This is a genomic window from Phormidesmis sp. 146-33 (genome assembly GCF_052939515.1).
Genome location: NZ_JBJPHU010000003.1, coordinates 36,555 through 55,517, shown reverse-complemented (window position 1 = coordinate 55,517; position 18,963 = coordinate 36,555). Strand labels below are relative to the sequence as shown.

Genomic DNA, 18,963 nt, shown 5'->3' with positions numbered 1-18,963 from the left:
TTGCTGGAGGTAGAAATTTGAGGTAGGGTGCTGCCAGACTTCCCTAAACACAGTACAGTAGTCAGGAAAGGTGTCTACCATGATTAAGTTCCTGCTGTGTTTAAGCAACCCCGTCGTTTTTGGTGCGTCAGCGCACTGCTAACTATCGTTTGTGTTGGCTACATTCCTGCAAAACTCGCCCAGGCAAAGCAGCAAGCTCCTGAGCCGCAACTAATTTTATTTTTGGGAGGGGGAGCCGATCGAGAGCGATCGTCTGTGCCCACGATTCAAGCCCATTCTCAATTGGCGGTCTGGGTTTCGACAGGTTCGCCCCAGGCGGCGACGATCTTTGAGAGCGCTGACATTGCTCCGATGCGACTGCACTGGGATTGCCGAGCGACCGATACAGTGACCAACTTTACGACGGTGATCAAAGACTTGCGAAAACGCGACATTCGACATGTTTATGTATTAACGTCGGATTTTCATATGCCCAGAGCAATGGCGATCGCCACGATCGTTTTGGGAAGCCAGGGAATTGCGTTTACTCCGATGGTCGTTCCGTCTCACCGCCCTCCCGAATCAAATCTGCGGATTCTCAGGGATATTGGGCGGTCTTTTGTTTGGTTAGCGACAGGTCGCACGGGTGCCAGTCTAAAGCAGCATTGGGCTTGCCAAGACCAAGAGTAACCCCTACCTTCCGATGCCCTTAAGAGCAGTAGAAGCAAAACGCTGGTCACTTTGAATGACTACATATACGTTTTGTATAACCATTCCGAAAATAACCCCCTAACGCTTCCATCTACTCAGAAATTTGTAGCTCGAATGGTCTAAAGTCCCCCAGATTGTGGGGTTGGGGGGCAGAAGCGCTGAATAACGAAGCGAAGAAATTGAAGCAAATCTCTTTTAGCAGGGTGGCGAAGCGATTGCATATGTTTATACAAACATTCCGAAAATATTCTCACAATTGATTTAAGACTGCTATATCAGTGCTGAGAAATTGATATGAAGACAATTTAATTAGCCCCGTTATTTTAACGTCAGTTCGATGAGAGTGACTCGCTTCGTTTCAATCGGCTTCAGCCCCCTAAATCCCCCAAAATTGGGGGACTTTGAACGAGAGATCTTGTCCAAAAGTCCCCCAGAATTGGGGGGCTGGGGGGCTGAAGTGCTGAGTAACAGAGCGGAAAAACTCTATCGAATTCACGTTATTTTAATTCCAACTGCTTGATGATCGAGGCTCACTCGTCATTGATCAAAATGTAGCAACTATAAGTCACTTAAAGTTTACTGAATGTCACTAACTTCTGGGAATAGAGTGCACATTATGAGGTTTCGCTTCCTACGCCATAAAGCGTTCTGGTTCATCCTGTTTAGCGCTGGATTTCTACTGCCTTTGTTGCTAAACCTTGGTTTCTGGCATTCTTATTTCTACAAGACAACTAATCCTGCTCAACCGCAACCTGTCCAAACAGTCTCAACTTCCTCGTTCAAGGTGTTTGATTCGCTGTTGTATCCTAATAAGCCGTCGATCGGCATGGAGAAAATTTGGGTGACCCACTTAGGCTTTTGGCGAAACTACAAAGACCGGTCATCTCCAGACGAGGCCGCTTGTCGGCAACTAGCTCGCACCGCAGTTCAACAAGGGAATCGCTACTTTGTAGTTAACATTGAGCATTGGCCCTTTGATATTCGCACGGCCTCTACAGCAGACGTGCAGAAAACCATGCAAAAAATCATCCAGGTCATTGATTGGATGAAAAGCGAGCGCCCCTCCTTAAAGATTGGAGTCTATGGGTTTCCGCCTATTCGAGATTATTGGGTTCCTTTAGCTAAAGATGCCAATCGATCGACTAAATGGCAAGCAGCTAATGAATTTCTAAGACCTTTAACGGCAAAGGTCGATTTTATTGCACCTTCTCTCTACACCTTTTACACCGATCAAGATGCCTGGGCAGCCTACGCCCGCGCAAACATTGCGGAAGCTCAACGGTTTGGTAAGCCTGTGCTGCCCTTCCTATGGCCTCGGTATCACATGAGTAATCGACTGCTGGCCTACTCCTACATACCGGGAGATTTTTGGCTTAAGCAGTTACAAACGGTGCGATCGACAGGGGCACAGGGGGCGATTTTGTGGGACTGGAATGGATTTAGTCGTCCAGCCAGCACTGCTTTCAATCCCCAAGATAGCTGGTGGCAGAAAACGATCGAATTTATCCGCCAAAGCTCTAAAGTATCGGCTTAAACCTGACCCTGCAAATCGCAAATTGACGCAACTGTGTGGATCGTCAAACCTCGATTGTTTAAAGCATTCTCGATCACAGACTGAGTTGGAGATTGCTAGGCGGATCTTAAAGCGAGTCACCGACTAAAAATGTTGAGTTGCGATCGACTGAAATTAGTTCTGATGGACATAGGTGCCAGGGTTGCTGAGTTGGTCTGCTGAGTTGATCTAGGGCGTAGTTGATCTATTAAAGCAAAAAGAGTCAGCGTTCTGATTGCCTCGCGTTTTAAGAAAGATCCAGCGTGAGGAAAATCTCTATGCTTCAGAGATCAATTCAATAATGCCCGGATTTTTACACTACTTGTTGTATATGGGATCGTGATGAAAGTCTCTATCATTACCGTTGTCTACAACGGGCGCAAAACAATTGAAGATACAGTAAAGTCTGTGTTATCGCAAGACTATCCAGACATCGAACATATTATTATTGACGGAGCTTCGACAGATGGCACTGTTGCAGTACTCCAATCGTATCGCCATCAGATCGCTCAGTTTATTTCTGAACCCGATCGCGGCATTTACGATGCCATGAACAAGGGCATTAAGCTTGCATCAGGCGAAATCATCGGCATTCTCAACTCAGATGATTTCTACGCAGATACCAACATTATTTCTACCGTTGTTAAACAGTTTGAGCAAACTCAAGCAGATTCGGTCTTTGGGGATCTTGTTTTTGTTAAACCGGATGATTTGAATAAAGTCGTTCGCTACTACAGTTCAGCAAAATTTCATCCCAAAAAGTTTGCAGATGGATGGATGCCCGCTCACCCAACTTTCTTTGTTAAACGGTGGGCTTATGAGCGCTATGGACTGTTCAAAACCGACTACAAGATTGCCTCAGACTATGAACTGCTAACTCGCTTTTTGGCAAAGCACAAACTCTCTTACAGCTACATTCCCCAAGTCATGGTCAAAATGCGAGTGGGAGGGGTGAGTACGACGAGTTTGAAGAGTAATTGGGTGCTCAATCGAGAGATTGTTAGAGGGTGTGCCGAAAATCAGATTCGTACTAACTTAGTCCGGGTGTTTTCCAAATATTTCACGAAGGTTTTTCAACTCATTCAACGCCCGACATGAAAATTTTGGTAACAGGCGCAACTGGCTTTGTAGGGTCAGCACTGTGTCGATCGCCCCACTCAGATACTCAGTTTTTTGGCGTGGTACGCTCGCTCGATCACACATTGCCCAGTGAAGTCAAACCCGTTGTTGTAGAGTCTCTGACGGATCTTGCAACTCGTTCTGAGGTGTTGTCTCAAGTCGATTGCATTGTTCATCTAGCGGCTCGTGTGCATGTCATGCGAGACAAGGTGAGCGATCCTTTAGCTGCGTTTCGGGCTGTCAATACTGAAGCGACTAGAGAATTGGCGATCGCCGCTGCTCGATCGGGAGTGCGTCGATTTGTTTATCTCAGTTCGATTAAGGTCAATGGCGAAGGGCAATTAACCTGTCCTACTCCAGATGCTAAAACCTATTCGGCATCCAGTCAGCCCAACCCTCAAGATCCCTATGGAATTAGCAAATGGGAAGCAGAGTCTGCCCTTGAGCATGTCGCCGCCGAAACTGGATTAGAAGTGGTCATTCTCAGACCGCCACTGGTCTATGGGGCGGGCGTGAAGGCTAATTTTCAGCAACTCATGAAGTTAGTTAAGCAGGGTGTGCCGTTGCCATTTGGTCGAGTTGAGAATGCTCGTAGTCTGGTGTATGTCGGCAATCTGGTGGATGCCATTTTGACCTGTGCCGCTCACCCGGCCGCCAGTGGGCAAACCTTTCTAGTCAGTGATGGCGTGGATGTCTCTACGCCTGATTTAATTCAGCATCTAGCAATTGCGTTGGGGTGTCCTGCCCGCTTGTTGCCTGTGTCGCCAGAAGTACTAAAACGTTTGGGACAAATTACGGGAAAGTCTGCGGAGATCGCTCGTCTGCTCGGCTCTCTCACAGTAGACAGCAGCAAGCTTGGCCATACGTTGAACTGGCAGCCGCCTTTTAGTTTGCAACAAGGCTTAAAAGCGACGGCTGACGAGTATCTGCGATCGAGTTCTCACCTATAGCAATGTTTGCTTGAACCGCTCATGACACATACTTTTCCTAGCTTTCTCATTGCCAGTGGATTGCTTAGTTTTCTGCTGGTTGCGCTTATCCGTAACTATCTGAGTTCTTATTTGTTGGATGTGCCCAACGATCGCAGTTCTCATACAAAACCGACTCCTCGCGGGGGTGGATTAGGATTCGTAATTGCGTTTGCGCTGACGAGTGCAGCATTGCCTTTTCTCACCAATTCAGAGCATTCAATTCTAAAGCCGACGGATGCGCTACATATCTGGTCTGTGTTGTTGCCCTTGGCAATCGTCGGAATTGTTGACGATCGCTACAGTGTGCCTTCTGCGATTCGTTACTTAGTTCAGTTAATGTCCGCCAGCATTGCTGTATTTTGGTTTGGCGCATTTCCTCAACCGTGGCTGACTCCATTAGGACTAGCCGGAACCATCGTTGCAGTAGTCCTCACCATAATTGGGATGACGGCATTGATCAACTTCTACAACTTTATGGATGGCTTAGATGGTCTAGTAGCGGGTGTCACTGTTGTACAGCTTGGCTTTTTGGCTATCGAACTCAATCAGCCGATTCTGCTACTCCTGCTAGTTGCCCTACTAGGATTTTTGTGGTGGAACTGGTCACCCGCCAAGATTTTTATGGGAGATGTTGGTAGTACGGTTTTGGGCGCGACGGTGGCGATCGGGCTACTTGATCAGTCGCACAATGCCGTTCAATCCTGGTCAGCGTTGGCGATTACGTTGCCTCTAGTAGCGGATGCGATCTACACGCTAGTTCGCCGCTTACAACGACGCGAAAATATCTTTAAGCCTCACCGAACTCACATTTACCAAAGATTGCAGCAAGCAGGATGGAGCCATGCATCTGTCGCCTCTAGCTACATTCTGATGACGATGATCATTGCAGCTAACCTACATTTCTTTCATGAAGTCGGCGCTCTGATGAGTCTGATGAGTGGAGTCAGCGCGATCGGGCTTGCCGAAGTCTATCTAACCATGCAAAAAAGAGAGCGAGAAGCGATCGTTACTCAATAATCTCGCTTGTCCTCTACAAAGATTACGAGTCTAAAAACGCTCCCCAAATCCCCTACCCGTGAGAAACTTTAAAGCAAAACCTTGTCTTAAAGTCCCCCAAAATTGGGGGGTTTGGGGGGCAGAAGCGCTGAACAACGCAGCAAGAAACCTCATCGAACCTGCGGTCTACTAGATCTCGTGAACTTGGCTCCCCTGAACGATCGCCCTAATTTGTAGGGCAACGGCTTCTGTCTGCTCCACCATCGCCAAATGTCCGCAGTCAGCAATCTCAAACACGTTTTCTCCGCAGTCCCCAAAGAGAGCATGAAAGCTGGCTAGATGCCGGACATATTTTGGCTCCATGATCGGATCTTTTGACCCCGCAATGAAGTAGACGGGCTGCCGAAGTCGAGCCACCACTTGAGGAAGAGAATGCACTTCTGCCTCCGTCGTAGAATCTAACAGCGTCCCCAAAGCCGCCTCCGAGTCAGCCACCACAAAATCGATCAAGCGCTGTTTTGCCCAATGGCGATCGATAGCCTTGACCACACTCGCCCGCACAAACAACCGATCGATCAAGGGCATCCGACTCAGCCAGCGCGGCCGCATCTTGACAATTTGCTTCCCAGCGTTGCGAAACCGCTCAAACTCTTCTTTGAGGTAGATGCCGCCTCCCGCATTCACACAGATCACACCGCTGACTCGATCGCTCATCTGATCCGCCGCCCATAGCGCGATACTGCCACCCAGCGAATGACCCACTAGCCAAACGTTAGAAAGATTGAGCGCTTCTAGTAACAGTCCCAAATCCCTCGCGTAGGCTTGAAGGCTATAGAGCGCTGTCGAATGCTCCCAATCGAGCGAGCGACCCGGCTGAGATTCTCCAAAACCGCGCAAATCGTAGGTGAGACATTGATAGTCGATCGCCAGTTTCTGAGTCAGCGGTTGCCAATAATGACGACTCAAAAGCCAGCCGTGGACAAAAACCAAAACTTCACGCGAATCGGTGGGAGCCGTCAAGTCATAGCGATGCAGCACTCCCAAAACAGAGATGGTAGACATGTTTCTATCCTACCGTGAAGGCGATCTCAAAAAGTTTTGAGCTTTAAAACTTGGCTAAGGAATGAAGAAGGCACTCTCAAAAAGATGAACCTGACGAATCGCGACGATCGGAACAAAATCTGCCGCAGGTTAAACCGCTTTCCTGATGGTCGAAGGTAGACTTCGTTTTTGTAAGCGCTGATTGGAATCGCCAGCCAAAATCACAGAAATTCCCTAAAATCTGCGTCCCAGAAGTCTCTGTTTCACGCCTTCAGCAATTTTTTGCCCCAGATACTCTGGGATCAGACTCTCGTTGGGGCCTAATAGATAGAGAATCAGTCGCGTTCGCCCGCGCCACACCAGCAAATTGGCATTCACCACCAGCAGATCTTCTTGCCAGATGGCGTACATTACTTTGTAGAATAAACCTGGCTGGTTATCCGCTTCGATCAACAAGGCGGGCAGATGGAAAACGGGATCAACGTAAAATTCAGTCTCAACCTGCTCTAAGCCCGCATCTAGATTGAATTCGACCGCCAACATTTCCTCAACTTCAAACCGTCCCGCCAGCGCCTCTCGAACCGCCCGACAGACATTTTCTGCGGTCTTGTCTGTTAGCGCCTTGCCGCTGCGAGACACAATCAGCTTGATAAACACCAGCATCGGTGGGTAAATTTGCCCATATAAGCTGAGACTATGAATCGTCAGACCATAGGCCGCCAGAACGCCAAAAATATCGCTTAACAAAAAAGACTGATTTCGGTAAGCAAAATGCAGCGCACTCTTGCTTCCTTCCGCCTTTAACTCAATCACTGCCTGTCGAGTTTTGTAAAGCTGGTAGGCCAGCCTGAGATTTTGAAGCTGAATTTCGCTACTGACAAATTGCTCATAAAACTGAGGAAACGCCCGGTTGAAGCGCTTTAACAGTTCTAACGTCGTTGGTTTTAAACCCAGGGCCATATGCGTGAAGAGGGGACTTTCTCGTAAAATGAAGTTATGAATGAGACGATTAGGGTCGTCGATCGCAGAAGCTACTTAAGTTTTTCGACTACAAATTTGATATTGATAATATCTTCTTAGTTGATAACTAGTTAATAAATTGGGCGCTGAGTCCATTTGCTACCTGGGCGAATGCCTGAGAGAATGAAGATGCGAGAGAATCTGAGAGAGATACTCGCTATACTGATTTCACCTTTACTACCTCCACCACGTTTGCATGGGTTTTTGGAAAAGCTTATTCAGTGGTTCTGATGCCCCCTCTGCCGCCAAGGCAGCCCCATTAGAAAGATACGTTGCTGATGGTGCCGACGATCGCGCCAATCGCATATTTTTCAGCACCGAACGGGAAATCGACCTGTACGAGCTAGAAGAACTGTGTGATGCGGTGGGCTGGTCTCGCCGTCCCTTGCGAAAGGTGAAAAAAGCGATTCAGCACAGCTTCTTGGTTGTCTCCATGTGGGAGCAACGGGGCGTTCAACGGCGATTGATTGGGTTTTCCCGCGCCACCTCCGACCACGCTTTCAACGCTACCATCTGGGACGTTGTGGTTCATCCTGACTTCCAGGGGAAGGGGATGGGCAAAGCGCTGATGAAATTTATGATCAAGAAGCTACGGAGCGAAGATATTAGCAACATTACTTTGTTTGCTGACCCGCATGTGGTGAACTTCTACCGAAATTTGGGGTTTATGTCTGACCCAGAGGGGATCAAAGGGATGTTTTGGTATCCAGATTAACTCAAGGTTCCCTAGTCGGGGCTTTGAGATACCCAACTGAGACAAATCGTTAGGGGAAAAGGGCTATCAATCGATCGCCTTCATACCGCTCATTTTCCCTGATGACTCAGTAAACGGGCCTGCTGGCTCCACTGCTCAACGTCGGCAAAGGTCGGACACAGATCGCGCCGCTGAAGGTTGGTGACTTGTAGCCTCAACATTTGTCGATGTAGGCGATCGGGTGACATTTGCAGCAGATGATCCGGAGAGGCGACCCCCGAATGGAGCAGAAGACCACAATATTGACAGCCCACGCTAGGAATTCTGGCTAAGTCTGCCAACGCAACCCATTTGTTGATGTGTTTGATGTGAATTTGTAGGTGGCTGGAAAGGAGGGTTCGCTGTTCGAGGGTTTTGCCCTTTTTTAACAGTTCGAGCGTGGTATAAATGCCGCAAGCTGCCAAGCGAGTCTGATCGTCGGCGCTAAGTCCAGGAAGCTGGTCGATCGACCAATCTGCCGACAGACTTTTGGGTTGAGCAGGGTGCCCCTGAGAAGCTTGAGAAAGCCGCTTTGCGTTGGTTTCCACAGAATTTTCTCGCGAATGGGTCGTTTGCCGAAGAATCTTGGAGTCGTCTAGTCTGGCAGACCAGAACGCACAAGAGTTCCTAGTTTAGCGGACTTTCAGCCGTAAGGTTCTGCCCAATTGACCACACCCATTTGACTAAACGAACCCGCCAACTCCCCAAGTTTTCCACAACAAAACGTGGTTTTCCACAGAATTCCGCAAGTTTTCCACAAGATAAAGGGACGAAAGACGCTTAAATCATCCCTCATCCCTCCTCTCAAAGCAGATTACCCCCAAAGGGGGAACAGATCATCGAAGTTCTCCCTCATCCCTTTTTATAAAGCAAGACTACTCCCACTCGATCGTCCCCGGTGGTTTCGATGTAATGTCATAGACAACTCGATTTACCCCGCGCACCTCATTGACGATGCGATTGGAGATGGTTTCTAGCAGATCGTAGGGAACTCTCGCCCAGTCCGCAGTCATGCCGTCTTCGCTGGCGACAAACCGCAACACGATCGGGTAAGCATAGGTTCGCTGATCGCCCATCACGCCCACACTGCGAATCGGCAACAAAACGGCAAAGGCTTGCCATAGCTCGTGATACATTCCCGCCCGGTTAATCTCTTGCCGGACAATCAGATCCGCGTCTCGGAGAATGTCCAATCGATCGTCGGTGACTTCGCCCAAAATGCGGATCGCTAACCCTGGCCCAGGAAACGGTTGACGACTGACGATTTCTTCGGGAAGACCGATCGATCGTCCCACTTTGCGAACTTCATCTTTAAACAGTTTGCGAAGCGGCTCCACCAGTTTGAATCGTAGGTCTTTGGGCAATCCGCCGACGTTGTGATGGCTCTTGATCTTGACAGCGACTCGCTCACCCGTTTGGGGGTCAACATTTGTGTCTGCCGACTCGATCACGTCTGGATAAAGGGTGCCTTGAGCTAGATAATCGAATGGGCCAAGCCGCTTGGATTCTGACTCAAACACGCCGATAAATTCGTGACCAATGCGCTTGCGTTTTTCTTCGGGATCAGTGACTCCTTTGACAGCTTCTAAAAAGCGATCGCGAGCATTGACATACTGAACATTGATATGAAACTGCTCCTTAAACAACTTCACCAACCGTTCGGGTTCTAGCTTTCGCATAAACCCCTGATCGATGAACATGCAGGTAAGCTGATCGCCGATCGCTCGATGCAGCAAAAATGCCAGCGTCGAAGAATCAACGCCTCCCGAAAGGGCCAGCAGCACTCGCTTGTCGCCCACCTTTGCCCGGATTTCACGAATCGCTTCTTCGACAAAAGCGGCGGTTGTCCAGGTGGGTTCGCACTCACAGATGTGGTAGACAAAATTGCGAATCAGTGCCTGTCCGCCTTGAGAATGCACCACTTCGGGATGGAACTGCACACCATAAAGTTTGTGGTCATGATGCGCGATCGCTGCACAGGGCGTGTTAGCGGTATGGGCCAATAGCTCAAAGCCATCAGGCAGGCTCGATACCGAATCGCCATGACTCATCCACATGGTGGTGTTGTCTTCAACGTTGGTCAGCAGATCAGTCGGGTCGTCGATCGTCAGGCTGGCTTTGCCATATTCGCCGCGATCGGAGCGTTCGACTTCGCCGCCTAGCTGCTGCACCATTAGCTGCATTCCATAGCAGACTCCGAGGACAGGAATTCCTAGCTGCCAGATTTCTGGATCGGAGTGGGGAGCGCCGGGGTCATACACCGAGCTAGGGCCGCCTGACAGAATGATGCCCTTGGGGTTGAGTTGGCGCAGTTGTTCGGCGGTGGTACGGTACGACAGCACCTCAGAGTAAACCTGAGTTTCGCGAATTCGCCGGGCAATGAGTTCTGAATATTGGGAGCCAAAGTCCAGAATAACGATCATCTGGCGATTGAGCGGAGTCAGGCTGGGTTCTGTAGATGCAGAGGATTGTGAAAGAACGGACTGTTCTGTCTGAGGTGTCACGGGAGTAACCTGATGAAATTCTGAAGGTGGATAGTTAGCAGCCTGTGAAAGTTGATTTTACGAGGGGTTAGAAAATTTAGATTTTGGGTATTCTGGCTATTCTAATCACATTAGCAAACGTTACTCAAGTCATGGGGTCGCTTTTTTGTGAGTCAGCAGAATTTGGCGGGCGCGATCGCCACTTCTACAAAGGTTCGCCGATCTGTAACTTTTACAACGATGGCTTTGAGCTTTGGTGAGTGAGCCAATTTATTTTTTTGATGAAAGCAAGCTCCTCTCTCTTCATGACTTCTTCAAAAAATACTGTCTGATCTCACGGTACATTGGGGTGAGTTTTTTAATCGGCTCACAATTAGACGCGGTGATTTAAGACACACCCATTCAGTCATTTTCTCCTTAATCTTTCGGAAGGAGCTAGCCCACGCTAGAGAAAAGTGCGAGGTTATGCCTCGCAGCGATCGCGCCTTTACTGTCTGAGAACCCCTCTTGTCAACCGATCAAAGACTTGAATGAACACTACTGCCAGAGATCAAAGGACTTTGACGCTAAACGCCCAACCAGAGGACGCAATCGATACAGTCGTGCTGCAACCCTGTGGTCGGTTGACGGGGATTGGGGGAGCTACCTTTCGGACAACGCTGGCACGGGCGATCGCTCAGTCCAATTCGGTGGTGGTGGATTTGCTGTGGGTGGAGGCGATCGACGATCAGGGGGTGGCTACCTTGCTGGCAGGAATGCGACAGGCTTGCGCTGCGGGCAGATCGCTTGCTTTTTTGGGAATGGATGCCATCACTCGTACCGCTCTAGACAAAGGTTGGGAACAGCAACGAGACGTTGTTTCATCGACACAGATAGATTTGTTTTCGCCTGAGTTTGAGCAGTTTTTGGATGGCTACAAAGCGGCAAAAGCTGCAAGGGCGACGGCGTTCTTAAAGGGATGAGGGAGAACTTCGATGATCTGTTCCCCCTTTGGGGGTAATCTGCTTCGCGAGGAGAGATGAGTTTAAAGGTCTGTTGGGTCTGACTTTCAGTGTTTTCTAGTGTTTTCTACTCTTCTAACTCTGGCGACTGCTAGACAGATTTTTTGAGAGCCAGCGTTACTCCGTCGGCAATTGGCAACAAACTAATCGTGACGCGATCGTCCTGGGCCACTTTTTGATTGAAAGCCCGAATCGTCTTGGTAATCTTGTCTTGATCGGTCGGGTCGGCAACTCGCCCTGACCAGAGAACGTTGTCGATCGCAATCAGTCCACCAGGGCGAATTAGCTGTAGGGCGCGATCGTAGTAGTCAGCGTAGTTGCCCTTGTCCGCGTCGATGAAGGCAAAATCAAAGTCTGTCTCTCCTTGAGCAAGTAGCTGATCCAAAGTTTCGAGGGCGGGGGCCAGATGCAGCGTGATTTTTTGAGCGACTCCGGCGGCTTGCCAATAGCGACGCGCGATCGCCGTGTAGTCTTCGCTAACATCACAGGCGATCAGCTTGCCGTCTGCGGGGAGTGCCAGAGCGATGCAGGTTGAACTGTAGCCCGTAAACACGCCGATTTCTAAAACTTTTTTGGCTCCCATTAACTGGATCAAGAGCGCCATTAGCTGCCCCTGTTCTGGAGAAATTTGCATTCTCGCCTGGGGATGGTTTGCCGTTTCGTCGCGCAACTGAGTGAGAATTTCAGGCTCTCGCAGAGAATTGGCAACCACATACTGATAAAGCGATTCGCTCAATCCAAACGATTTTTTGTACATCCTGCCCTCTGATTCTTTCAGGACTCATGCTATCGCTGCTAATCTGAGAAGACAACTGGATCAGCATAGATGGATCAGCACAGATGGATCAGCACAGAGGGAAAGTAACGTGAGTCGATCTCTTCGAGTTACCCGCGAGGGGTCGCTTCAAGTTAACCGCAACAGTCCGCTCCGAGTTATTTTGGCGGTAGTTTTAACAGGCTTGCTAACGGCTTGTGGGGCGAGTGGACTGCCGAATACTAGCTTGGTGAGAAAGGCGATCGCCATGCAGGTCTCTCAAACTCAGCAGGAAATCAGTCAGCAGTTGCGCTTAGACCCGCCCAAAGTAGAGGTCGATCGCATTCAGATCAAGACTCGATCGCCGCTGACGATTCAAAACCTGACCGCCTATCGCATTGAGGGCACCTACGATTTCACGCTAAAGCTGCGCGATCGCAAAGTTGCTCAAAAAGACAATCCGTTTGAGGTTTATTTGCAGCGACAATCGGAGGGCAAAACCTGGCGAGTGGCCCAGCCGCGAAAAGAATCTGGTTGGATTACAACACTCGTAGAGTAGTGCTTAAACTTTGGTGCGATCGGTCAAGATTTCGTATCCGGTTTCTGTGACGAGAACGGTGTGTTCAAACTGGGCAGAGAGGGCGTTGTCTACGGTGACGGCTGTCCACCGATCGGGGAGAATTCTCGTATTTTTGGAGCCTGCGTTGATGATGGGTTCGATCGCGAGCGTCATCCCTGCCCTTAGCTTTACGTTGGGCATCTGGTGAGTGCGAAAGTTGAAGACAGAGGGTTCTTCGTGCAGATTGCGCCCGACCCCGTGACCTGTGAAGTCTTCGACGACTTTGAACCCGTTTGCTTCGACATAATCCTGGATAGCACCCGCTAAGTCGAGTAAAAAGGCTCCCGCTTTCACCTGCTCGATGCCTGTGTAGAGGGCTTGTTCGGCAACATGGATTAGTTTTGCAGCGTCAGGAGTTACTTGTTGAACGGCGATCGTGATACAGGAATCGCCGTGAAATCCTTCAAAAAAAGCACCTGTGTCAACTTTAAGCACGTCGCCAGCGCGAATTACTTTCTTGCGGTTAGGAATGCCGTGAACCACTTCGTGATTGATGCTGGAACAAATCGAGGCGGGAAAGCCGTGATAGCCTTTGAAGCTGGGAGTTGCGCCCATTTCACGAATGCGCTTTTCGGCGTGGGCATCCAGGTCGGCCGTCGTCATTCCTGGCTCAACCATTTCTGAAATTTCTTTAAGCACCGTGGCTACGATCGCCGATGCCTGCCGCATGATTTCGATTTCGCGCTGAGATTTGATCTCGACACCTTTGCGCTTTTTGGGCGTGGACTGAGGAATTAAATTACTGAGAATGTTCATGAGGTGGGCAGGTAGTTCAGCGAGTAGACGGGACTTAAATTGAAGCTTAATCAATCTCTAAGGTAGCTTAATTTAGGTCAACGGGCGTTGGAAAGAGGGGCATTACGGAGCGCTCTTGCCTCCCGCAGTAACGACAACGATCTGAGAGGGATGCAGGAGTTCTTGAATGGTTTCGCTGACCTGTGCCTGGGTGACTCCTTCGATCTGATTAGGATATTGACGCAGTTCGGTGGGGTTGAGTCCATACACTTCGTTCATCAAGATCACGTCTGCCAGATTGTTTGGATTGGCCAATTCAACCGGGTAACTGCTGGTGAGCGATCGCTGGGCATTTAAGACTTCGCTCATACTGACACCTTGATTGCGAATCTGTTCCAAAACCTTGAGGGTGCTGGCGATCGCTTTGTTGGCATCTTCGGGAGCAGTTTGCATGGAAACCAGGAAGGGGCCCTGATGTACGCCTGCTTGAAAGTAGCTGTAGATGCCGTAGGTGAGTCCCTGACGATCGCGAATTTCAGTTCCTAATCGGCTAGAAAGGGTGTCGCCACCAAGAATTTGATTCATCACGGCAGCGCTGTAGAATTTGGGATCTTTGCGATCAATTCCCGCGTAGCCGAGAAAGGTAACGGACTGCGTTTTGCCGGGAATCACCTGATCTTCACGTAGCACGTTGGCAGGCAGCGAGACAGACGGAAAGGTTACGGCCGGAGGTTTGCCACTAGCCTTCCAGGTGCCGAGTTCTTTTTCGATCAAGGCTTTCACCTCAGCGGGGTCAAAGTCACCCACGATCGCCAGCGTCGTATTATCTGGACGGTAGTGCGTTTTGTAGAAGGTCAGCACGTCCGATCGCTGAATTCCCTGCAAACTCTGGCTCGTGGGGAAGCTGTGAAACGGGTGATTGGAAGGGTAAATCGCCTGCTGGAAGATCCGCCGCGCTACATAGGCAGGGCTATCCATCTGTACTTTGAGCGCTGTCAGGGCACGTTGCCGACTCAGTTCGAGTTCGCGGTCTGGGAAGGCAGCATTTTGCATCACATCCGCGATCGTTTGAACGAGGACGGGTAAATTTTCTGAAAGCGCAGTCGCCGCTACCAAAACGCCTTCTCGATTGGTGTCGAACGATAAATTGATGCCGCGATCGTCCAAAATCTTCGCCAGCGTCAAAGCATCTCGCGTCTGAGTGCCGTTGATCAAGTTGTCAGCCGTCAGTTTTGATAAACCTGCTTTGTCGGTGGAGTCAAACAACGCCCCGGCATTGACGTGTCCATTCAGCGAAATGGTCGGCGTACTGGAATCTTTGAACAGCAGCAGTTTTAGACCATTGGACAAAACAACTTTTTGGGGCAGCGATTGAGTGGGACGATCGTTCGATCTCGCGACAGGCGGCAAGTACTTGGCAACTTCAGCCGGATCGACAGGTGGGCCGAGATTAAACTGTTCTGCGGTTTGACCTGCGTTGACCGACCCGCCCGCTTTGGCATCTAATTGAGTAGGTTCAAAAAAGCCCAACGTTTGTCGAGACGGATCAAAATAGGTTTTGGCGACCCGTTGGATATCAGCAACCGTGACGCGATCGACCCCAGCCAAGAAGCGATCGGTAAACTGATAATCTCCAGCAGTGGTCTGATCGTCACCTAACTGCATTGCCTGACCCGTAATGTCTCGATTTCGCAGCAATACCGAGGAGCGCAATTGCACTTTTGCCCGTGTCAGTTCTGCGGAAGTAATGGGTTTATTTCGCAGATCGGCCAGCGTCGTTTGAATGGTTTGATCAATTTTGGCAAGTTCCTGTTGGGGGGCGGCCGTCGCCGATAAGCCATACCATCCACCCGAAATCATATTGGCAGGATAGCCTCCAAAGTCACTGGCTAAACCAGATTCAATGAGGGCTTGATAGAGTCGAGAACTGCGTCCCTGAGTCAGCACTAAATCAAACAAGTGTAATGCTGGAACATCGGGGTGAGTAACATTGGGCAAGGGATAGACCGCCTGCAACAGAGAAGCGCTTCCGGGTTCTTTAAGCACGATCGCAGCCTTCGCACGATCTGATTTTGTTGTATTCGGTGCGCTTGCTTTTGGAATCGTCGGACGTTGTTTGTTGGATGACGGAACTTTACCAAACAGTTCTTTAACAGCGTTCAGCGTTGCATCTGTTTGAATGTCACCCACGACAATCAGCACAGCATTATCAGGGCTATAATAATTGCGGTAATAATCACGTACCTGCTCGACGGTGAAAGACTGCACATCCGCCTTGGTGCCACCGACCATTAAGCCATAGGGAGAATCCGGAAAAGCGGCTCTCATCACGGCTCGATCGAGTCGATAACCGGGACTATTTTCGTAGCCTTGCAGTTCTGAAATCACGACACGCTTTTCGCTCGTTAGCTGGTCAGCGCCAATCACAGCACTCTGCATCCGATCAGCTTCAAGGGTGAGGAGCGATCGCAGCTTGTCGCGTTCAACCGTACCAAAATAAGCAGTCTGATCGTAGCTGGTGAATGCATTTGACTGGCTCCCCAACGCGCTAAACAATCGACCAAACTGAATCGGCCGATCTTGGGTGCCCTTAAACATCAAGTGTTCTAACTGGTGAGCAATACCGTTTACGCCGGGGGCTTCGTTGCGCGACCCGACTCGATACCAGACTTGAACTGTGACCACAGGCGCAGTCGGCACCGCTTTGGTTAAGACAGTTAAGCCATTGTCGAGAACCGTTTTTTTCACCTGTTCGGTCGTCGAGATGGCTGAAGATTTGGCCGCAGCTTGTGGCGGAAGGGCGTTGGCTGACTGCAAAAAAGCTGTCTCACCTGATAAAAGAATGACGGTCAGGCACAAAGCAAACAAAAAACTTGGCAGACGATATCGTTTCAGGAAGGGTAGAAATGACATGGGGCAGTGGGATTAGGTTGGGCAATTGACGGGGCTTGAGAAGGCGGGAGAACTTCGATGATCTGTTCCCCCTTTGGGGGTAATCCGCTTCGCGAGAGGGAGGAGGGAGGGAAACAAGAATTGGACTCGCTTTGTTTTTAGTTTGGAGGCTGGGGCGTTGCTGAATCAGCTGAATCAGAGGATGAATTGCCCCAAAGCGGCGGGAAACCCAAGGTTCAAACTCCCCCATTTTTGGGAGATTTAGGGGGCGAAAAGATGGACACTTCCCCCAGATTCATCCCTCCAATCAGCAACGCCGAGGCTGGATTTTGAGTTTCTTTGCGCTTTTTAGTGAAGGTGGAAAGGCTTTTGAGGAGGATGTGATAGAGGAGGATGTGATAGAGGAGGATGTGATAGAGGAGGATGTGATAACTGTGACTCAGGGGCGTGTTCGAGTTGACAATAGGGGCGACTGTAGCTGAGAGGCGATTCTAGCGCATGTTGGGCTAGTAGGTCGGGGTCGCTCAAAACTCGCTCAGTTTCTCCGTCGTAAACGACTTCTCCTCGACCGAGAACGATCGTACGATCGCACAGTTCTAACGCCAGATCTAAATCATGAGTTGCGATCAGTTGGGTTAAGGGAAGGGTCGCTAATAAATCGATTAACTGACGGCGCGATCGCGGGTCAAGCTGGGCCGAGGGTTCGTCTAATACCAAGACTTGAGGCTGCATGGCCAACACGCCCGCCATCGCGACTCGTTTCTTTTCACCACCCGACAACCCACTGGCATTGCGAGAAGCGTAATGATCAGGATCAAGTCCTACACAGCGCAGCGCATGGATGGCTCGATGGTTCAACGCTTCGCCGCGAATGTCTTGATTTAACGGGCCAAAGGTGACATCTTCCCAAACCGTTGGCATAAATAGCTGGTCATCTGGATTCTGAAATACCAATCCGACAAAGTTGCGAATCTGCTTAAAGTTTTCGGGACGCATCCCCAATTCACCGACAATCACCTGTCCCGTTTGGGGAGCCAGCAGACCATTAAAGTGAAGCAGCAGTGTTGATTTTCCGGAGCCATTTGCCCCCACTAATGCCACCCGCTCAGTCGGCCGGATGGAGATATTAACGTGTCTGAGTGCTTGTGTACCATCTGGGTAGGTGTAGCTGAGATTTTCGATAACAATCGGATTGTGGTGCATGAGCGATCGCGCTTACCTAAAACAATATAGAAGTTTTGCCTAATCCCTTTCGCTCTTGGCTCACCGTAGATCCGGGTTGAGGCATCAACCTTCGAGAATATTTGGGCGAGAATATTTGGGAAGGTACTTTTCTAGTGTGACAGCCTTCAACTGCTCTAAATCTCCCGCCCTAATTTTCCCTTGTTCTTAAAGGGAGCCAGGGGGAATCTCCAAAACTTTAGTCTCCGATCAATCCCTTTTTAAACCTCCGCTTAGAACCTCCGCTCAGGCTGTTGGACTCGACAGAGCAACTTACTTAACTTGGGTTTGCTCATTCAACTCATGGAACCAACTCCTTAAAAGCGGAGAAAAGGGGAGATTAGAGAAACAAATAAATAGCCTGGCCTGCTAGAGCCAACATTGCCGTCAAAGTTAGAGCCAAAATGTCGCGCCGTCCCGGCTTGGGCATTTCTCTCAGGGGAGGCGACCCGGCATATCCACGAGACAGCATTGCTTGATGCACCCGCTCTCCTCGTTCATAGGTGCGGATAAAGAGAGAACCAATCATGTTGCCCACTACAAGTCTTTGCCAGCGCCGACTATTCATGAGATTGCGAGACAGGGCCGCCCGTCGCATCGCGTTAAATTCGTCAATCAGCACGGCGATATAGCGATACATCGATTCGAGAATGGCAACCAAAAGCGGTGGAGTTTTTAACTCAGTAAGGGCTTGAAGCAGCGCAGGCACCGAAGTCGTCAGCGTCAAAATATTTAACAGCAGCAACGATAACAGCGCTTTTGTCACCACACTGCCCAAAATCATCAATCCCGTGGTCGTAATTTTGAGAAATCCCCACTGCCAGAGGATCGTGCCGCCTTCGCGAAACAACGTGCCCAGCAAAACGACACTAACAAAGGCTGATTCCACCGCCACTCGCTTGAGCAAAACCGAAAACGTGATTTGACTGACCAATAGGGCGATCGCTACCGCACTTCCATAAATTGCCCAAGTCCACCAGCGCCCATTCGGAGTCAGCACGATCGCCAGTAATAACAGCAACACACAGAGAATCCGAGTTTTGGGCGTGAGAGCGTGCCAGGGCGTTTTTCGCTGACTGTCCACATCTAGATGAATTGCGCCAATGTGCAATAGCAGCATTCAAATCCTCTTAACT

At 49.8% G+C, this 18,963-nt stretch carries 19 protein-coding genes; 9 read left to right on the top strand and 10 right to left on the bottom strand.

Annotated elements, in window-relative coordinates; all coding sequences use genetic code 11:
* The first annotated feature begins 96 nt into the window (after positions 1-96).
* The 5 genes from ACJ2PR_RS02230 to ACJ2PR_RS02210 all read left to right on the top strand — a co-directional run bounded on the left by ACJ2PR_RS02230 (position 97) and on the right by ACJ2PR_RS02210 (position 5,349).
* The gene (locus ACJ2PR_RS02230) at positions 97-669 is read left to right on the top strand and encodes a YdcF family protein (RefSeq protein WP_446875747.1); all 573 of its coding nucleotides are present in this window, start codon (positions 97-99) and stop codon (positions 667-669) included.
* Between the two features lie 637 nt (positions 670-1,306).
* A complete protein-coding gene (locus ACJ2PR_RS02225; protein ID WP_446875746.1) occupies positions 1,307-2,224 on the top strand; it encodes a hypothetical protein in 918 nt (305 codons plus the stop codon).
* A gap of 360 nt (positions 2,225-2,584) precedes the next feature.
* On the top strand, positions 2,585-3,340 hold the full coding sequence (locus ACJ2PR_RS02220) for a glycosyltransferase family 2 protein (RefSeq protein WP_446859098.1): 756 nt from the start codon (positions 2,585-2,587) through the stop codon (positions 3,338-3,340).
* The gene (locus ACJ2PR_RS02215; RefSeq protein ID WP_446875745.1) at positions 3,337-4,311 is read left to right on the top strand and encodes a UDP-glucose 4-epimerase family protein; all 975 of its coding nucleotides are present in this window, start codon (positions 3,337-3,339) and stop codon (positions 4,309-4,311) included. The genes ACJ2PR_RS02220 and ACJ2PR_RS02215 overlap by 4 nt, the downstream gene beginning before the upstream one ends.
* A 21-nt stretch (positions 4,312-4,332) precedes the next feature.
* Positions 4,333-5,349 carry an MraY family glycosyltransferase gene (locus ACJ2PR_RS02210; RefSeq protein ID WP_446869962.1) on the top strand — a complete coding sequence of 339 codons (1,017 nt, stop codon included), beginning with the start codon at positions 4,333-4,335 and terminating at the stop codon, positions 5,347-5,349.
* Positions 5,350-5,517: 168 nt separating this feature from the next.
* Here the strand turns inward: ACJ2PR_RS02210 and ACJ2PR_RS02205 are convergent, their stop codons facing one another.
* Positions 5,518-6,390 (bottom strand): alpha/beta fold hydrolase, encoded by an 873-nt coding sequence (locus tag ACJ2PR_RS02205; RefSeq protein WP_446859095.1) that lies wholly within the window; start codon positions 6,388-6,390, stop codon positions 5,518-5,520.
* Between the two features lie 213 nt (positions 6,391-6,603).
* The gene (locus tag ACJ2PR_RS02200; RefSeq protein ID WP_446859094.1) at positions 6,604-7,329 is read right to left on the bottom strand and encodes a hypothetical protein; all 726 of its coding nucleotides are present in this window, start codon (positions 7,327-7,329) and stop codon (positions 6,604-6,606) included.
* A gap of 256 nt (positions 7,330-7,585) precedes the next feature.
* On the opposite strand from ACJ2PR_RS02200, the gene ACJ2PR_RS02195 reads away from it, so the two are divergent.
* Positions 7,586-8,104 (top strand): GNAT family N-acetyltransferase, encoded by a 519-nt coding sequence (locus ACJ2PR_RS02195; protein WP_446859093.1) that lies wholly within the window; start codon positions 7,586-7,588, stop codon positions 8,102-8,104.
* Between the two features lie 89 nt (positions 8,105-8,193).
* On the opposite strand, the gene ACJ2PR_RS02190 is transcribed toward ACJ2PR_RS02195, so the two are convergent.
* From ACJ2PR_RS02190 to guaA, 3 genes are all read right to left on the bottom strand, one after another.
* On the bottom strand, positions 8,194-8,670 hold the full coding sequence (locus ACJ2PR_RS02190) for a DUF4332 domain-containing protein (protein WP_446875744.1): 477 nt from the start codon (positions 8,668-8,670) through the stop codon (positions 8,194-8,196).
* Positions 8,671-8,765: 95 nt separating this feature from the next.
* Positions 8,766-8,918: a hypothetical protein gene (locus ACJ2PR_RS02185; RefSeq protein WP_446875160.1), complete on the bottom strand. Its 153-nt coding sequence runs from the start codon at positions 8,916-8,918 to the stop codon at positions 8,766-8,768.
* A 79-nt stretch (positions 8,919-8,997) separates the two neighbouring features.
* Entirely contained in the window at positions 8,998-10,626 is a 1,629-nt protein-coding gene (gene guaA / locus ACJ2PR_RS02180; protein ID WP_446859091.1) for a glutamine-hydrolyzing GMP synthase, read from the bottom strand.
* Positions 10,627-10,709: 83 nt separating this feature from the next.
* Between guaA and ACJ2PR_RS02175 the strand changes: the two genes are divergently transcribed.
* Both ACJ2PR_RS02175 and ACJ2PR_RS02170 read left to right on the top strand, forming a co-directional pair.
* The gene (locus tag ACJ2PR_RS02175; protein WP_446875743.1) at positions 10,710-10,865 is read left to right on the top strand and encodes a hypothetical protein; all 156 of its coding nucleotides are present in this window, start codon (positions 10,710-10,712) and stop codon (positions 10,863-10,865) included.
* Positions 10,866-11,135: 270 nt separating this feature from the next.
* Complete coding sequence (locus tag ACJ2PR_RS02170; RefSeq protein WP_446875742.1) at positions 11,136-11,567, top strand: STAS domain-containing protein; 432 nt, start codon at positions 11,136-11,138, stop codon at positions 11,565-11,567.
* A gap of 130 nt (positions 11,568-11,697) precedes the next feature.
* Here ACJ2PR_RS02170 and ACJ2PR_RS02165 read toward each other — a convergent pair whose 3' ends face one another.
* The gene (locus ACJ2PR_RS02165) at positions 11,698-12,363 is read right to left on the bottom strand and encodes an O-methyltransferase (RefSeq protein ID WP_446869959.1); all 666 of its coding nucleotides are present in this window, start codon (positions 12,361-12,363) and stop codon (positions 11,698-11,700) included.
* Between the two features lie 109 nt (positions 12,364-12,472).
* On the opposite strand from ACJ2PR_RS02165, the gene ACJ2PR_RS02160 reads away from it, so the two are divergent.
* Positions 12,473-12,919 carry a hypothetical protein gene (locus ACJ2PR_RS02160; RefSeq protein WP_446875741.1) on the top strand — a complete coding sequence of 149 codons (447 nt, stop codon included), beginning with the start codon at positions 12,473-12,475 and terminating at the stop codon, positions 12,917-12,919.
* A 3-nt stretch (positions 12,920-12,922) separates the two neighbouring features.
* On the opposite strand, the gene map is transcribed toward ACJ2PR_RS02160, so the two are convergent.
* The 4 genes from map to cbiQ form a co-directional block, all read right to left on the bottom strand.
* A complete protein-coding gene (map, locus tag ACJ2PR_RS02155) occupies positions 12,923-13,735 on the bottom strand; it encodes a type I methionyl aminopeptidase (protein ID WP_446859087.1) in 813 nt (270 codons plus the stop codon).
* 102 nt (positions 13,736-13,837) lie between these two features.
* The gene (locus tag ACJ2PR_RS02150; protein WP_446875740.1) at positions 13,838-16,627 is read right to left on the bottom strand and encodes a M16 family metallopeptidase; all 2,790 of its coding nucleotides are present in this window, start codon (positions 16,625-16,627) and stop codon (positions 13,838-13,840) included.
* Between the two features lie 327 nt (positions 16,628-16,954).
* Entirely contained in the window at positions 16,955-17,809 is an 855-nt protein-coding gene (locus tag ACJ2PR_RS02145; RefSeq protein ID WP_446875739.1) for an energy-coupling factor ABC transporter ATP-binding protein, read from the bottom strand.
* Positions 17,810-18,167: 358 nt separating this feature from the next.
* Positions 18,168-18,947 carry a cobalt ECF transporter T component CbiQ gene (gene cbiQ / locus ACJ2PR_RS02140; protein ID WP_446869955.1) on the bottom strand — a complete coding sequence of 260 codons (780 nt, stop codon included), beginning with the start codon at positions 18,945-18,947 and terminating at the stop codon, positions 18,168-18,170.
* Positions 18,948-18,963: the final 16 nt, after the last annotated feature.

What these genes read in the sequence shown, in the direction of transcription:
- ACJ2PR_RS02225 (WP_446875746.1), top strand. Translation starts at nt 1,307, where the DNA reads ATGAGGTTTCGCTTCCTACGCCATAAAGCGTTCTGGTTCATCCTGTTT.
- ACJ2PR_RS02220 (WP_446859098.1), top strand. Translation starts at nt 2,585, where the DNA reads ATGAAAGTCTCTATCATTACCGTTGTCTACAACGGGCGCAAAACAATT.
- ACJ2PR_RS02215 (WP_446875745.1), top strand. Translation starts at nt 3,337, where the DNA reads ATGAAAATTTTGGTAACAGGCGCAACTGGCTTTGTAGGGTCAGCACTG.
- ACJ2PR_RS02210 (WP_446869962.1), top strand. Translation starts at nt 4,333, where the DNA reads ATGACACATACTTTTCCTAGCTTTCTCATTGCCAGTGGATTGCTTAGT.
- ACJ2PR_RS02205 (WP_446859095.1), bottom strand. Translation starts at nt 6,390, where the DNA reads ATGTCTACCATCTCTGTTTTGGGAGTGCTGCATCGCTATGACTTGACG.
- ACJ2PR_RS02200 (WP_446859094.1), bottom strand. Translation starts at nt 7,329, where the DNA reads ATGGCCCTGGGTTTAAAACCAACGACGTTAGAACTGTTAAAGCGCTTC.
- ACJ2PR_RS02195 (WP_446859093.1), top strand. Translation starts at nt 7,586, where the DNA reads ATGGGTTTTTGGAAAAGCTTATTCAGTGGTTCTGATGCCCCCTCTGCC.
- ACJ2PR_RS02185 (WP_446875160.1), bottom strand. Translation starts at nt 8,918, where the DNA reads ATGAGGGATGATTTAAGCGTCTTTCGTCCCTTTATCTTGTGGAAAACT.
- ACJ2PR_RS02170 (WP_446875742.1), top strand. Translation starts at nt 11,136, where the DNA reads ATGAACACTACTGCCAGAGATCAAAGGACTTTGACGCTAAACGCCCAA.
- ACJ2PR_RS02165 (WP_446869959.1), bottom strand. Translation starts at nt 12,363, where the DNA reads ATGTACAAAAAATCGTTTGGATTGAGCGAATCGCTTTATCAGTATGTG.
- map (WP_446859087.1), bottom strand. Translation starts at nt 13,735, where the DNA reads ATGAACATTCTCAGTAATTTAATTCCTCAGTCCACGCCCAAAAAGCGC.
- ACJ2PR_RS02150 (WP_446875740.1), bottom strand. Translation starts at nt 16,627, where the DNA reads ATGTCATTTCTACCCTTCCTGAAACGATATCGTCTGCCAAGTTTTTTG.
- ACJ2PR_RS02145 (WP_446875739.1), bottom strand. Translation starts at nt 17,809, where the DNA reads ATGCACCACAATCCGATTGTTATCGAAAATCTCAGCTACACCTACCCA.
- cbiQ (WP_446869955.1), bottom strand. Translation starts at nt 18,947, where the DNA reads ATGCTGCTATTGCACATTGGCGCAATTCATCTAGATGTGGACAGTCAG.